A 13831-nucleotide genomic window follows, 5' to 3' on the forward strand; every position below is an offset into this window, starting at 1 on the left:
GCTTGTCCACATAGCCCACGATGGCGGTTACGCTGCGCTCGCCGCCCGGGCACAGTGGCAGCATGAACAGGCACCAGCAACGTGGTCCAGGCTCGCCGCCTCCGCCGGAGCAGGGGCCCTGGATCCCCGGAGATTCGGCGGAAACCCTGCTCGTCACCGGGGTCGAGGTGCTGCGCGGCGAAGTGGAACGCATCGTCGCTGCGGCCGGCGGCCAGTTGCGGACGGTGCAGGACGTTGCCGAGGCTGCACCGTTCTGGGATGCCGCGGCCGCCGTGCTGGTGGGCAGCGACATCCGCGAGTTGCCGCCCCGGCGGAGGGCTCCTGCCGTGCTGCTCGGCCTCAAGGGTGACGGGGACGGACTGTGGCATCTGGCCGCCGCAGTCGGGGCTGAACGCGTCGCGGTGCTGCCGGACGCGGCCGCCTGGCTGGCGGAATACCTGAGCCGGTCCCGCGCGCCGGAAGCCGGCGGACTGGTTCTGGGTCTCACCGGCGGCTGCGGCGGTGCCGGGGCCACGACGGCCGCCATCTTGATCGCGCAGGCCGCCGCCGAAACCGGGATCCGCGTGCTCCTGATCGACGGCGACCCCTGTGGCGGCGGTCTGGAACTGTCGTTGGCCGCCGAGGACGCCCCCGGGCTCCGGTGGCCGGATCTGGCCGGGGTGAGCGGCAGCATCGACCCTGCCCAGCTGCACGATGCGCTGCCGGTCGCCGGCGGATTCGCCTTCCTGTCGTGGCCGGGAACCCGGGATCGTGCCGCCGGTGTGGACGCGGTCACCGTGGCCGCGGTTCTCGATGCCGCCCGCCGCGGCTGCGAGTTGGTCGTGCTGGATATGGGCCGGGAACGGGAGGCTTTACGGGCCTTCGCCGGCGAATGCGACCGGATCATCGTCGTCGCGCCCGCCCGGCTGCGGGCCGCCGTCGCCACGGCGTGGCTGCTGCAGGAGCTTCCCCTTGTGGACACCGCGCTCGTGGTCCGGGCCGGTCCCGGCGCCGCCTTGGATGCGCCGCTGATCGCCGACTCCGTGGGGCTCGCCCTTCAGGGCATCATGCCAGACATCAAGGGTCTGGCAGGAGCAACGGAACTCGGCCGCCTTCTGGAAGCCGGCCGGCAGCGCGCCGTACGCCGGTTCGGCGCCGGAGTCCTTGACCTGAACGGCGGAGATGACTCATGAGTGCCCATGCGGCCGTGGAACCCGCCGAACCCGAACAGCCCACCGGGCGGGCGCCGGGCCGCAGGCGCTCGCAGGGATTTCTCGACCAGACGCTGCTGGATTCCGTGCGCGAGTCCGTCATGGCAGATGCTACGCCGGTGACCCCGTCGCGGGTGGCGGCCGCGGTCCAGGCGAGCGGACGGCTGCTCGGCACGGCCGGCGCCCTGGCCGCGGTGGAGAGCATCAGCGCGGAACTGAACGGCCTGGGCCCCCTGCAGCCGCTCACCCGGGACCCCGCCGTGACGGACATCTTTGTCAACGGGCCGGACTCGGTCTGGCTGGACCGCGGCGGTGGTCTGGAAAAGGCGCCGGTCGTCTTTTCCGGGGAGCCGCAGATCCGGGCCCTCGCCGCGAGGCTGGTGGCAGCCGGCGGGCGCCGCCTGGATGACGGTTCGCCGTGCGTCGACGTCCGGCTCGACGGCGGCTACCGGGTGCACGCGGTGCTGCCGCCCATTTCCACGGCCGGAACCCTCCTGAGCGTGCGCATCCGCCGGGCCACGGTCTTCACCATGCCCGAGCTCAGGCGAGACGGCATGTTCGGGTCCGGGACTGTCGGGAGCCTGGTCCAGTCCGTGCTCGAACGCATGGTGGCGTCCAGGCTGAGCTTCCTCATCAGCGGTGCCACCGGCTCGGGGAAAACGACGCTACTGGCTACGCTGCTGGGACTGTGCCACCCCGGGGAGAGACTCGTCCTGATTGAGGACGCCGCGGAACTGAATCCGGTCCACCCGCACGTCGTCTCGCTGGAATCCCGGCACGGAAACCTGGAAGGCGGCGGTGCCGTGGACCTCGGCGAACTGGTCCGCCAGGCCCTGAGGATGCGGCCGGACCGGCTGGTGGTGGGCGAATGCCGCGGCGCGGAGGTCCGCGAGCTGCTCTCGGCCATGAACACCGGACATACGGGAGGCGGCGGGACCATCCACGCGAATGAGGCCGCGGCTGTGCCCGCCCGGCTGGCGGCCCTTGGCGCGCTCGCCGGCATGGGCCAGGACGCCGTACGGCTGCAGGTCGCCAGTGCGATCGACGCCGTCGTACATGTCGAACGGACCGAAACCGGGCGCCAGGTCGCGAGCATTGGAATCATGGAGGCCGACGACATTGGCCTGACAGTCACCGGCGCACTGGACGTCCAACAAGGCCAGCTCCGCTTCGGCCGGGCCTGGCCGCAGCTGGCGGACCGTCTCGGCCTGGATCCCGGCTTGGCCGGAGCGGGTCCCTCCGAGCTGCAGGAAGCGCGGCTGGCAGAGCGCCCGCCGGGATCCGGACACGAACCCGCGGGGGCATGGACGCTGCGATGACCATCCTCCTGATCAGCGCTTTGGTGCTGGCCGTGTGGCTGGCATTTCCCTCCTCGCGCGCGGCCGGTCAGCGCACTCGCAGGGCATTGCAAGGCATCGGCACGGGAAGTTCCGCCGCCGAAGGGCAGCCGCGATCCCGCCTGCTTAGAGCAGTCCGGCGATTCGGTGGCTTGCACGGTAGGGGATCCGCAGGTGCTGGGCCCGTCCCAATGACTGTCGTGGTCCAACAGTTGGCCGCGCTGCTGAAGGGAGGGCGCATCCCCGCCCGGCTGTGGGACGAACTCTGGGTCCTGTACGGCGGGGACGCTGCGCGGGAACGGTCCGCGGGCCAGATGGCGGGGCACGGTGCAGGCCGCGACCAGGCCCGCGAAGGCTCCGGAACGGTCCTCGGCCCGGACTCCCTCAGGATCCTTGCGGCCGCGCGTGCAGCCGCCCTGCGCGGGTCCTCCGTGGCCGCGGCCATCCGTCGCGAGGTCTCCGGCGGGTCTGCCGGCGCGGGCACGGTCGTCTTAGCCAGGGGGGCGGTGGGCGTCCTGGCCGGTCGGGACGTGCGCGTGTGGGGCGAGCTCGCCGCATGCTTTGACACAGCCGAGGCCAGCGGTTGCCCGCTGGCCGATGTCCTGGCGCGCTTTGCCGCCCACCTTGAGACGGAGGACGACGCCGAGGCCGCCCGGCAGACCGCCCTGGCGGGGCCGCGCGCGACTGTCCGTTTACTGACCTGGCTCCCGCTGTCCGGCCTGGCGCTCGGCCTGCTGCTTGGCGTGGACCCGGTGGCGACACTGCTGGGGAACCCCTGGGGCCTCGCGGCGCTGGCGGCAGGTGTGGCGCTGACCGCCGTCGGCCGGTTGTGGTCCTCACGGCTAGTCCAGGCCGCGGCGGAAGCCCCATCGTGACTCCGCGGCCGCCGTGAGGCCCGAACTGACCGGATTCGTGGTGGCAACGAGCCTTGCCGGTGCAGCCGTCGTGGTCCTCGCCCGCCCGGGACGTGTCCGCCGGCGGCTCCGGCACCAATTTCCGGCCCCGGCCGATCCGGCTGACCCGGCTGACCCGGCCACCCGAAGTCCGGCGCCCCGCGGCGCCGGACGGCATGGGCGTCACGGCTTCCCAGGTCTGCGGGATACCGCCATGATGCTGGAATTGATCGGCGCAATGCTGGATGCGGGCGCCGGGCTTGGCCGGTCCCTCGAACTCGTCGCCGCCCTTGTGCCTCCGGAACTCGGGCGGCAGCTTCGGCCGGTTGTGTCGGCACTCGCAATCGGCGCCGACTGGGACACAGCATGGCGCAGTTCCGGTGCCCGGGCGCCCCAGCTCCTCGCCCTGCGCGACGGGCTTTGCTTCGCCGCGCTCACCGGCGCCCCCTCCTCAGCGCTGCTCTATGCCCAGGCCGCCCGGCTTCGCCGCGAACGCAACAGGGCTGCCGAGCAGCGTGCGGCGGCGCTGGGCGTGAAGCTCGTTGTGCCGCTGGGCCTGTGCTCCCTGCCGGCGTTTGTGTGCCTCGGCGTCGTGCCCGTGCTCCTGGGGCTGCTCCCGGCCTGATGCCGGCAGTTCTCCTCCACACCCCGGGCGTAGGGGCACGTTTTCCACTTGGCGGACCTCGGGGCTTACGGCGCACCAGCCCAGCCGGGAGAGTGGAACCAGCCGGCGATCCTGCCGGTGTCCCGTGGAAGGAAAAGCAGATGTCAATAAATCAGGACACTCCCGCTGCAAGTCGGAAGGACACAGGGGAGGGCGGCGTTGCCGAGGTGTACGAGATCTATCCCGGCGCCAGCTCGGTTGTCCCCGTCCAGCCGCAGGGGCGCAGGAGGCCGCCATCCGCGCAGGCGGGAATGGCCACCGCCGAATATGCCATAGCAACGCTGGCCGCCGTCGGGTTCGCCGGGGTCCTCGTGTTCATCATGCGCAGCGATGAGGTCCGCGGTTTCCTCCTGAACCTCATTCGGACAGCGCTCACGCTGCCATGAAGGCAGGCTGGCACGGCTGGGGCAGTAGCAGCCGGAGGGAGCCGCCGCCCACGGCGGAGTGTCGCGGGGCGGTCACTGCGGAGTTCGCCGTGGCGTTGCCCTCGGTCGTGTTCCTGCTCGCCCTCCTGCTGGCGGGTTCGGCGGCCGGAGTAACGCAACTGCGCGTCGAGGAAGCGGCCCGCGGCGGTGCCCGCGCACTGGCCAGGGGAGCCGGGGCCGGCGAAGTGGGAGACATTGTCCGCCGGCTCGCCGGCGATACGGCAGCGGCCGAGGTGACGCTCGACGGCGAATGGCACAGGGTCACCGTTTCCGGCCGCGTCCCCGGGGCAGTCGGTTCTCTCATTCCGTGGGTCCTGAGCGCCAGTGTGTGGGCGCGTGCTGAGGCCCCCGGTGCGGCACGACAGCCCCGGTTAGATGGTGCCTCCCGCTCCCCGGGGCAGGGCACCTGATGTCGCCGACACGTGCCGGGGCCCACGGGCCGCGGCCCCGAAGTCCGGCTCCTGACCGTGCCCCGCACCGCTGCCGGCCTTCGGAGCGGGGCTCCGGGACCGTCTTGGCCCTGGGGCTCGGGCTGGTGATCATCATGGCGGCGGCCTTGCTGCTGCTTCTGGCCCAATCGGCCATCGCGGCGTCGAGGGCTGCGGCAGCTGCCGACCTCGCGGCGCTGGCTGCCGCGGATGCCGCACGGGGAATCACGTCCGGCGAGCCCTGTGCCGTGGCCCGGGAGGTCGCGCGGAAGAACGACGCCGCGATGGTTGCCTGTTCTGAAGGGCAGGACGCCACAGTTCAGGTCCGCACCGAGCTCGGCGCCGGACCGTTCCTCGGGGCGGCCACAGGGCTGGCCCGAGCGGGACCGCCCCCTGCGCCCGGGAGCGGGTCCCCGCCGTGAATGACGCCCGCTTCACGGCGGAGGACCAGGCGCGGAGGGCCGGGAGCCGCGAATCTGCCCACGGCCGCGCGCCGACGTCCCGCGGCCGTGCACCACCGGAATGCCGCTGAGACGCGGTTCAGGCTCGGAGCGGCTGGGCAGGCTTCTCTCCCGTTGCCACAGCCGCGGCCGCCAGTGTGCCGGAGTTGCCGCTCTGCATCAGTTCGCTGGCGTCTTTGAGCAGCACGTCGATCAGTGTGACGGCAGCGTCCTTGTCGAGCGGGTTGTTCTTGTTGCCGCACTTGGGTGACTGGACGCAGGACGGGCAGCCGGACTCGCATTCGCAGGCCTTGATGGCGTCGCGCGTGGCGGTTAGCCACAATCTGGCCTTGTCATAGCCGCGTTCGGCGAAGCCGGCCCCGCCGGGATGGCCGTCGTAGACAAAGATGGTGGGCACTCCAGTGTCGGCGTGGATGGCCGTGGACACTCCGCCGATGTCCCAACGGTCACTGGAAGCCACGAGCGGCAGGAGGCCGATGGCCGCGTGCTCGGCCGCGTGCAGGGCTCCGGGGAACTGTGCCTCGATCAGCCCGGCGCCGGTCAGCGAGCGGTTGTCCACGACAAACCAGACCGCCTTGGTAAACAGGTCCCTGGCGTCCAGTTCCAGGGGTTCTTCGCCGAGGATCTCATTCGAAATCAGCGCCTTGCGCTGGAAGGAGACCACCTGGGTTGTCACTTTCACGTCGCCGAAATGCACGGCCACATCGCCCCACTGGGTGGTGCGTTCCGTTTCGAGGACCTCGATCTGGGTCACGTCCCGGGCGGTCGTGTAGTAGTCGGGGTTCGCCCGGCGCACCATCACACAGTGATCGTCCTCGTTCAGGTCCTCCACCACATAGCTGTCGCCCTGGTGGACATAGATGGCGCCGGTGTGGGCCTGGTAATGGGTCTGGGGCGAATCCATGGTGCCGAGCAGGGAGCCGGTCTCGGCATCCACAATGCTCACCGGCCCCCCGCCATCTGCGCGGAGGTTCACCATGGCGGCGGCACTTTGCGGATGGGTCCAGAACCATCCGGCCGGCCGTTTGCGCAGGTAGCCCTGCAGAACCAGCCGGTCCAGCAGCTTCTCCGACGTCGCTCCGAAGAGCTCCAGTTCGGCGAATCCGAGGGGAAGTTCCGCAGCGGCGGCGCACAGGTGCGGGCCCAGGACATAGGGATTGGAGGGATCGAAGACCGTGGCCTCCACCGAGACGTCGAAAATCGCCTCGGGGTGGTTTACCAAGTACGTGTCCAGCGGGTCGTCGCTCGCCACGAAGGCCGCGATCGCGTCCTGGCCGGCGCGTCCCGCCCGGCCGATCTGTTGGAACAACGAAGCTCGCGTGCCGGGCCAGCCGGCGACCAGCACGGCGTCGAGACCGGAAATGTCGATACCCAGTTCCAGCGCGGACGTGCTCGAGACGCCCAGCAGTTCACCTGAGCGCAGCGATTTTTCCAGGGCCCGTCGCTCCTCCGGCAGATAGCCCGAGCGGTAGGCGGCCACACGCTGCGGCAGGCTGGGGTCCACCTCGTCGAGGAGGCGCTTGGCGATGGAGGAAATCGTCTCTGCCCCACGCCTGGACTTGATAAACGCAATGGTCCGGGTGCGGGAGGACACCAGGTTGGCCAGCAGGTCGGCGGTCTCGGCGACGGCGGTCCGGCGCTCCTTGGCACCGTTTTCGCCCCGGAGCTCCGTCAGGGCCGGCTCCCAAAACGCCACGGTGGTGGACCCGTGGGGCGAGCTGTCTTCGGATACGGCACGCACGGGTGCGCCGATCAGCCGGCCGAAGGACTGCTCGGGGTCAGACGCCGTGGCGGACGCCGCGATGAACACAGGTCCGGGATGCGAGCCGCCGGGGCTGTAGTAGGCGCAGATCCGACGCAGCCGGCGCATGAGGTTTGCCACATGGGAGCCGAAGACCCCGCGGTAGCTGTGGGCCTCATCCACGATCACATAGCGGAGGCGCCGGAAGAACCTGGCCCACCACGAATGGTTCGGGAGGATACCGAAGTGCAGCATGTCAGGGTTGGCGAGGATGAAATTCGCGTGGTCCCGGATCCAACGCCGGGAAGCGGGATCGGTGTCGCCATCGTAGGTTTCGGCCCGGACGGTGGGGAGCTTGAGGGCCCGGATCGCGGCCAGCTGGTCGGCGGCCAGTGCCTTAGTGGGGGACAGATAGAGGGTCACGGCGCCGTCGTCGTGGATTTTGCCGGGATCGGACAGGACCCTGAGCTCGGAACGGTGGATCGCGTCCAGGGCCGGCAGCTGATACGCCAGGGACTTCCCGGACGCCGTGCCGGTGGCAATGACCACGTGCTCTCCGGCGTGGGCCAGTTCGGCGGCCTGGACCTGGTGGAGGTAGGGCTCGTGGATGCCCAGGGAACCGTAGGCGCTCACGAGATCCGGGTGGGACCACTCCGGCCACGGCGAATTGACGGCCTGGCGGGCCGGGATCGTCCGCACATGGCGCAGCTGTTCCGGGTCCGGGCCTCGGCCCAGCAACGGAATCAGGGACTCATGCGGGTTCACTCACATATTCTTTCATCCGGCCTCAAATCGCCCGCACGGCAGGCCTGCGGCGTCAGCGCGGCAAACGGCAAAAGGGGGTCCCCCCAGGGCGGCCAAGAGGTCGGCAGGTTGCCCCGGGCGCCAGCTCCCGGGCGGGGTAACCGCGCGCCGCGCTTCAACCGACGGACAGGTCCGACCCTTCGTCCGACGTCGACAACAGCAGTACGTGGGACACCATGCGCCAGCCGAGGTGCGAATAGAGTTTTTGCCCGTCCAGCGAGGCGAGCAGCAGTCCGGAATCGACGTCGTGTTCGAACGCCTGGGCCGCCAGCGCCTTCATGATGAAGCTGCCCAGCCCCCGCCGCTGGTAGCTCGGCGACGTCACGATGTTGTCGAAGATGGCGGTGTGTCCCACCACAAACACGCGTCCGCTCGCGGCGACCTCTTCGCCACCGCGGACCACCGCATGGTGGACGCCGTCCGTCCGGGACGTCTCCAGCTTGAGGTCGTCGTCCGAAAGCCAGGGGTCCTCCGAGTCCTGGGTCTCCATGTCCACAATCATCATGGTCTGGGAAGCCGAGGTGACATGGAGGCCGTGCCGCGGTCCCAGGACCGAATACCTGGCAACGTCGTTGGTGAGAATCGTGAGGACTCTGGCCGGCACTTCGGCCGTCTTCGCCGCCAGCTCAGCGAACTCTGAATCGGAGGGATCGTAGGCGAAGTATTCCCATTCGTGGGTTGTGTCCGCGCGAAAGGCCGCAGGGAACCGTCCCTCCCTGCGTGTCTCATATCCGCGACAACCGGCCCATCCGGCAACCCAGACTTCCAGCAGGTGAGCGGTGTCTTCAACCATGGCGTCAAGACTCATGTGATGAGCGTATTCCAGCAGTGCCACAAGCAACAGTGGCCGGGTCGGGGAAGGCCGCGTGCGTACCCAATTGTGACTGTTGACCGGCCCTCCTTCCCAGCAAGTACCCTTAAATACGTGGCTTTGAACAAGATTGTGCTCTTTTACGGCTTTACGCCGCTCTCTGACCCGGACGCCGTCCGGCTCTGGCAGCGCGCCCTCTGCGAAAAACTCGGACTCACCGGCCGCATCATCCTCTCCAAGGACGGCATCAACGCCACGGTCGGCGGGGAACTGAACGCCGTGAAGCAATACGTCAAGGCCACCCGGGAGTACAAGGGATTCCACGACATCGACGTGAAGTGGTCCGACGGAGGCGCGGCAGACTTCCCCCGGCTCAGCGTGAAGGTGCGGGACGAAATCGTATCCTTCGGCGCCCCGGGCGAGCTTAAAGTCGACGCCGGCGGGGTGGTGGGCGGCGGAACCCACCTCAAACCCGAGGAGCTCCACGAACTCATTGAAGCCAAAAAGCAGCAGGGCGACGAGGTCGTGTTCTTCGACGGCCGCAACGGCTTCGAGGCCCAGATCGGCAAGTTCAAAGACGCTGTGGTCCCCGACGTTGCCACGACCCATGACTTCATCAAGGAACTCGACTCGGGCAAATACGACGCCCTCAAGGACAAGCCGGTTGTCACCTACTGCACGGGAGGCATCCGCTGCGAGGTGCTTTCGAGCCTGATGGTGAACCGCGGGTTCAAGGAGGTCTACCAGCTCGACGGCGGCATTGTTCGCTATGGCGAGGCCTTCAAGGACCAGGGCCTGTGGGAGGGCTCCCTGTACGTGTTCGACAAGCGCATGCACCTCGAGTTCAGCGGGGATGCCAAGACCATCGGCGAATGCGTTCGCTGCGCGGCGCCCACGAGCAAGTTCGAAAACTGCTCGAATCCGAGCTGCCGGACGCTCACGCTCTACTGCACCGGGTGCGCCGCGAGCCCCGAAACCCTGCGGTGCCCCGACGGCTGTGCTGCCTAGGACCCTCTCCGGACTTCTCTGCCGGCCGGAAACCCTCAGATGCGGCTCACCCGGTATGCATAGTTCGCCGGTCCGTTCGCATCCACTTTGATCATGAGCGCCGCATCTGAGACCAACTGCACCACGTTCACCCTGGACGTCCCGCACCGGAGACTCAGGTCCACGAGTTCGTTCTCACCGTTTTCGATGGAAAAGGACACCCGGCGGGCGCTCCGGCAGGCCAGGGTCAGGGCGTAGGTACCCTTGGGCAGCTTGGTTGTGGTCTCTTCCCGTTCCTCGTCGGCCTCCAGCGTCCCAAAACCCGTGTGGAAAACCTGACCCTCGGCGTCGGGCAGTACCTCGTGGACCCAAGCGTCCAGCTCCTTGCCGGACACCGGCTCGTTGAGGTGGGGGTCCCGGGGCAAGGCGGCGTCAGTGGTCGGCGCGGCGGCAGCGGAGGTCGATTCATCGTCCCAGTGGTCGGCGCTGTATTCATACTCGCAGCCAGACAGAGCCGTCCCGAGAAATACCGCAACTGAGAGCACCACGGCGGCGGCCGGGGTGCGCTGTCGCGGCGCCCTGCTCGCCGGCACAGTTGGCATACTCTGAGATTAGGGTTGCCCGGGATCAAGCGCCAGAGGCGAAAGGACCGGTTCGGGCAAGCCCATCAGATGGCACCGGGCTGGACCCCGGTGGCCTGACTGCCGGCTGGTCTTACTCCGACGCTGCCAGGTGGTAGGCGTAGAGGAGGGGCGCATCCACACTGGACGTGCTGAGCGTGACCTCGCCAGCGACAGGCACCTTGATGTGGGCGGTTTCGCGGCTGCCGTTGCAGGCGGCTCCCGCTTCGGCCAGTTGGCTGCCGTCCAGGCTGACGGCGAAGAACGCCTTGCCGCCGCCTTCGCAAGTCATCGTCAGGGTGTAGGTGCCGGCGGGCACGCCGGACGCGGTTCTGACGATCGGATCCCGGTTCAGGATCTTACCGGCATCCTCCAGCACCGTCCCGGGGGCCGAGGGCAGGGCGGTCGCCTTCCACGCCGGGACGTCGGCGCTCTCAATCGAACCGGCCGGGGAACATGCCGTTGCGGCCAGTACGACGACGACGGCGGCCGCACCTGTGAGCGCCCGCCGGACCAGCCGGGCGGCCGGGGCGTGGGAGGAAGGGAAAACCATGCCTCAAACTTACCGTCTCCCGGGCTCCCGTCCGGCCGCATGGAACTTTCCCGGCGCACTCCCCCGCGGACCCTTGACTTTGACGTTGCGTCAAAGTTTAGAGTCCAAGGGACGGGCGGGCAGCGGCTGGCCGGCGGGGGAGCAACGCACCCCGCAGGCAGAGGGAACGGGCCGCCAGAGGGAACGGGCCGCCCGAGGGAACGGGCCCGAGGGAACAGGCCCGAGGGAACAGGCCTGAAGGAACAGAAAGGTGGAGGCGTGGACTGGTCCGTTCAGCAGATCGCGAAACTGGCCGGCACTACCGGCCGGACGTTGCGTCACTACGACGACATCGGCCTGCTCAAGCCAAGCCGCACGGGCAACAACGGCTACCGGTACTACGGCCAAGAGTCGCTGGTCCGTCTGCAGCGGATCTTGCTCCTGCGCGATCTGGGGCTCGGGCTGCCGGCGATCGCGGAGGTGCTCGGCAACGAGGCGGACGCGGAGCATGCACTGGGCCGGCACTTGGCGTGGCTGCTGCAGGAAGAGGACAGGCTGGGCCGGCAGATTGCTTCGGTCCGGCACACCATTGAGGCATTGCAAACGGGAGGAAAGATCATGGCGGAGGAAATGTTCGACGGTTTCGACCACACCAAGTACCAGGAGGAAGTTCAGCAGCGGTGGGGCAAGGATGCCTACGCGAAGTCGGACACTTGGTGGCGCGGCATGGGGGCGGAGGAGAAGGCTGCCTGGACGGAACAGTCCCGGCAGCTCGGCGCCGACTGGACGGCCGCTGCGGAGTCGGGGGTTCCGGCGGACAGCGCGGAGGCGCAGGACCTGGCCCGGCGCCACGTCGAATGGCTCCGGGGTATCCCCGGCACCCCGGCGGCGTCACCCGCCGCAGGCGGCCCCGCGGCCGGCAACGACGCCGGAGCTCCGGACATCAAGGGGTACGTGACGGGACTCGGGGAGATGTATGTGGCCGACCCCCGTTTCGCTGCGAACTACGGCGGTGCCGACGGCGCGGCCTTCGTTCGGGACGCCCTGAAAATCTACGCGGAGACCGAGCTCTAGCCGGACCTGCACGGCCTGGGACCAAACCCGGGGCCAAGCCGCCGGGGACAAACGACCGCCAAACCGCCGGGGGCAAGCCAAGGCCAAACCATCGGACTAAACCCCGGGACTAAACTTGTCCGGTGACTTCCTCAGCGCAGGGCCCCGCCGCAACCTCCCATTCAACCCAGCACCGCTCAACCCAGGCCCCCTCAGACCGGGCGCCCTCAGCCCCGTTCACAGCAGGCAACACTCCGGACGCCCCGCGGAGCGACCTTCCCGGCCTCCTCGAGGCCCTGGCCGCGGACCTGCGAGCCGTTGGCTACACCGTGGACGGGGTTGCGGAGATGCTCGGCGAGGCCGCGCACTCCGCCCTAGGCCGGGACCAGCTCATCCCTGCACTGATCGTCACCGGGCGCTCCCTCGGGGAGCCGGCGACGGCGGCGCTCGCCGGCGTCGTGCGTCTCTGGCTCCTCTCCGAGCCGCAGCGCGCGCAGACCCTCGACGCCGCCCTCCCCAGCATCCGCACGGCGGGGCTGCTGGAACTAGGGCTGGTGGAGCCGTCCGGCGGGGACCTGATCCAGGCCAAGGTGGACCTGAGGCCCTACGCCTGGGACCCGACCGTGGGCGAGGACGGTGTCGGTGAGGGCGGAGCGGACCTCTGGGTGGCCAGCGACCTCGCGGCGCACCAACGCGCAGGCGTCCTCCGCCACGACCACGTCCTGGGGATCGGGCAGGCCTCCACCACCCTGGTCCAGGTCACCGCCCGCCGCCACGTTGCCAGGGCGCTCGATCTCGGCACCGGCTGCGGCATCCAGACCTTTCACCTGCTGCACCATGCCGAGCACGTGACCGCCACGGACATTTCCGCACGCGCACTGGCGTTCACCCGGTTCAACCTTCTGCTCAACGCCGACGAGCTGCACCTGGACCCGGCCGACCTCGACGCCCGCGTCAGCCTCAGGCTCGGGTCCCTGCTGGAGCCGGTCGCGGGGGAGGAATTCGAGCTGGTGGTGTCCAACCCGCCGTTCGTCATCACGCCCCGCAGCCTCGGTGAGACCGCCACGGACCAGTTCACCTATCGCGACGGCGGCCTGCCGGGGGACCAGATCGTGTCATCGCTGGTCCGCGCGCTGCCCTCTGCCCTTGCCCCGGGCGGAACGGCCCAGCTCTTGGGCAACTGGGAGATCACGGCGGGTGCCAACTGGGCCGAACGGCCGCAGAGCTGGGCCAGTCCGGCCGCCGACGTCTGGTTCATCCAGCGCGAGCAGGTGGGCCCGGAGCAGTATGCCGAGACCTGGCTGCAGGACGCCTCGGAAAACCGCGACCGCAGGCTGTACCAGGACTCGTACGCTGCCTACCTCGACGACTTCGCCTCCCGCAAAGTGGCCGGAATCGGCTTTGGCATGATCTGGCTGCGGCGGCCCGCCGACGGCGCCGGGCGGGTGCTTTCCCGCTTCGAGGAAATCACGTACCCGATCGAACAGCCAGTGGGGCCACACCTGGGCACCGCCGTCGAGCGTGCCGACTGGCTGGCTGCCCACGATCTGGCCGCCGCCCACCTGCTGGTCGCGGAGGACGTCACCGAAGAGCGGCACCAGCGCCCGGGGGCGGAGCACCCCGGCGTTATCCTGCTGCGGCAGGGTGCCGGGCTGCGCCGCACCAACTTGCTCAGTACCGAGCTGGCCGGGTTCGTCTCAGCGTGCGACGGCGACCTGTCCGTCGGGCAGATCATCGGCGCTCTCGAGGCGCTGCTGGGCGGCTACGAGGGGTTTGACAGTGCCGAGTTCCGCGCCGGCCTCCTCGAGGAAGTAGGGAACCTGGTTCGCGACGGCTTCCTGCTGCCCGCCTGAAACGGCGCTCGCCGCCCCCGCAGCGGCGACTG

The 13831-nt window shown here is 69.4% G+C and carries 14 protein-coding genes; 10 read left to right on the plus strand and 4 right to left on the minus strand.

What is annotated here, in order from left to right; translation table 11 throughout:
* The first annotated feature begins 62 nt into the window (after positions 1–62).
* The 7 genes from ssd to M2428_RS17600 all read left to right on the plus strand — a co-directional run bounded on the left by ssd (position 63) and on the right by M2428_RS17600 (position 5359).
* Positions 63–1172: a septum site-determining protein Ssd gene (gene ssd / locus M2428_RS17570; protein ID WP_277527247.1), complete on the plus strand. Its 1110-nt coding sequence runs from the start codon at positions 63–65 to the stop codon at positions 1170–1172.
* Positions 1169–2509: a TadA family conjugal transfer-associated ATPase gene (locus tag M2428_RS17575; RefSeq protein WP_277527248.1), complete on the plus strand. Its 1341-nt coding sequence runs from the start codon at positions 1169–1171 to the stop codon at positions 2507–2509. The genes ssd and M2428_RS17575 overlap by 4 nt, the downstream gene beginning before the upstream one ends.
* A gap of 209 nt (positions 2510–2718) precedes the next feature.
* Positions 2719–3402 carry a hypothetical protein gene (locus M2428_RS17580; RefSeq protein WP_346780757.1) on the plus strand — a complete coding sequence of 228 codons (684 nt, stop codon included), beginning with the start codon at positions 2719–2721 and terminating at the stop codon, positions 3400–3402.
* Positions 3403–3415: 13 nt separating this feature from the next.
* Positions 3416–4045 carry a type II secretion system F family protein gene (locus M2428_RS17585; protein ID WP_277527250.1) on the plus strand — a complete coding sequence of 210 codons (630 nt, stop codon included), beginning with the start codon at positions 3416–3418 and terminating at the stop codon, positions 4043–4045.
* 140 nt (positions 4046–4185) lie between these two features.
* On the plus strand, positions 4186–4470 hold the full coding sequence (locus M2428_RS17590; protein ID WP_277527251.1) for a DUF4244 domain-containing protein: 285 nt from the start codon (positions 4186–4188) through the stop codon (positions 4468–4470).
* 89 nt (positions 4471–4559) lie between these two features.
* A complete protein-coding gene (locus M2428_RS17595) occupies positions 4560–4919 on the plus strand; it encodes a TadE family type IV pilus minor pilin (protein ID WP_277527252.1) in 360 nt (119 codons plus the stop codon).
* A complete protein-coding gene (locus M2428_RS17600) occupies positions 4919–5359 on the plus strand; it encodes an Rv3654c family TadE-like protein (RefSeq protein ID WP_346780758.1) in 441 nt (146 codons plus the stop codon). Before M2428_RS17595 ends, M2428_RS17600 begins: the two co-directional genes overlap by 1 nt.
* A gap of 118 nt (positions 5360–5477) precedes the next feature.
* On the opposite strand, the gene M2428_RS17605 is transcribed toward M2428_RS17600, so the two are convergent.
* On the minus strand, positions 5478–7904 hold the full coding sequence (locus tag M2428_RS17605; RefSeq protein WP_277527253.1) for a DEAD/DEAH box helicase: 2427 nt from the start codon (positions 7902–7904) through the stop codon (positions 5478–5480).
* 154 nt (positions 7905–8058) lie between these two features.
* Positions 8059–8751 carry a GNAT family N-acetyltransferase gene (locus tag M2428_RS17610; RefSeq protein ID WP_277527254.1) on the minus strand — a complete coding sequence of 231 codons (693 nt, stop codon included), beginning with the start codon at positions 8749–8751 and terminating at the stop codon, positions 8059–8061.
* A gap of 117 nt (positions 8752–8868) precedes the next feature.
* On the opposite strand from M2428_RS17610, the gene M2428_RS17615 reads away from it, so the two are divergent.
* Positions 8869–9762, plus strand: coding sequence for a rhodanese-related sulfurtransferase (locus tag M2428_RS17615; protein WP_277527255.1), 894 nt, complete (start codon positions 8869–8871; stop codon positions 9760–9762).
* A 35-nt stretch (positions 9763–9797) separates the two neighbouring features.
* Here M2428_RS17615 and M2428_RS17620 read toward each other — a convergent pair whose 3' ends face one another.
* A complete protein-coding gene (locus M2428_RS17620) occupies positions 9798–10343 on the minus strand; it encodes a DUF6023 family protein (RefSeq protein WP_277527256.1) in 546 nt (181 codons plus the stop codon).
* 112 nt (positions 10344–10455) lie between these two features.
* Positions 10456–10914, minus strand: coding sequence for a hypothetical protein (locus tag M2428_RS17625; RefSeq protein ID WP_277527257.1), 459 nt, complete (start codon positions 10912–10914; stop codon positions 10456–10458).
* A 258-nt stretch (positions 10915–11172) separates the two neighbouring features.
* On the opposite strand from M2428_RS17625, the gene M2428_RS17630 reads away from it, so the two are divergent.
* Together M2428_RS17630 and M2428_RS17635 are read left to right on the plus strand one after the other, a co-directional pair.
* Positions 11173–11967, plus strand: coding sequence for a MerR family transcriptional regulator (locus M2428_RS17630; protein ID WP_277527258.1), 795 nt, complete (start codon positions 11173–11175; stop codon positions 11965–11967).
* 326 nt (positions 11968–12293) lie between these two features.
* On the plus strand, positions 12294–13799 hold the full coding sequence (locus M2428_RS17635; protein ID WP_277527298.1) for a methyltransferase: 1506 nt from the start codon (positions 12294–12296) through the stop codon (positions 13797–13799).
* Positions 13800–13831 lie beyond the last annotated feature (32 nt).

Origin of the sequence: Arthrobacter sp. ES3-54, assembly GCF_029504395.1 — a bacterium.
In the GTDB taxonomy this organism is placed as follows: domain Bacteria; phylum Actinomycetota; class Actinomycetes; order Actinomycetales; family Micrococcaceae; genus Arthrobacter.

What these genes read in the sequence shown, in the direction of transcription:
- ssd (WP_277527247.1), top strand. Translation starts at nt 63, where the DNA reads ATGAACAGGCACCAGCAACGTGGTCCAGGCTCGCCGCCTCCGCCGGAG.
- M2428_RS17575 (WP_277527248.1), top strand. Translation starts at nt 1,169, where the DNA reads ATGAGTGCCCATGCGGCCGTGGAACCCGCCGAACCCGAACAGCCCACC.
- M2428_RS17580 (WP_346780757.1), top strand. Translation starts at nt 2,719, where the DNA reads ATGACTGTCGTGGTCCAACAGTTGGCCGCGCTGCTGAAGGGAGGGCGC.
- M2428_RS17590 (WP_277527251.1), top strand. Translation starts at nt 4,186, where the DNA reads ATGTCAATAAATCAGGACACTCCCGCTGCAAGTCGGAAGGACACAGGG.
- M2428_RS17600 (WP_346780758.1), top strand. Translation starts at nt 4,919, where the DNA reads ATGTCGCCGACACGTGCCGGGGCCCACGGGCCGCGGCCCCGAAGTCCG.
- M2428_RS17610 (WP_277527254.1), bottom strand. Translation starts at nt 8,751, where the DNA reads ATGAGTCTTGACGCCATGGTTGAAGACACCGCTCACCTGCTGGAAGTC.
- M2428_RS17620 (WP_277527256.1), bottom strand. Translation starts at nt 10,343, where the DNA reads ATGCCAACTGTGCCGGCGAGCAGGGCGCCGCGACAGCGCACCCCGGCC.
- M2428_RS17625 (WP_277527257.1), bottom strand. Translation starts at nt 10,914, where the DNA reads ATGGTTTTCCCTTCCTCCCACGCCCCGGCCGCCCGGCTGGTCCGGCGG.
- M2428_RS17635 (WP_277527298.1), top strand. Translation starts at nt 12,294, where the DNA reads ATGCTCGGCGAGGCCGCGCACTCCGCCCTAGGCCGGGACCAGCTCATC.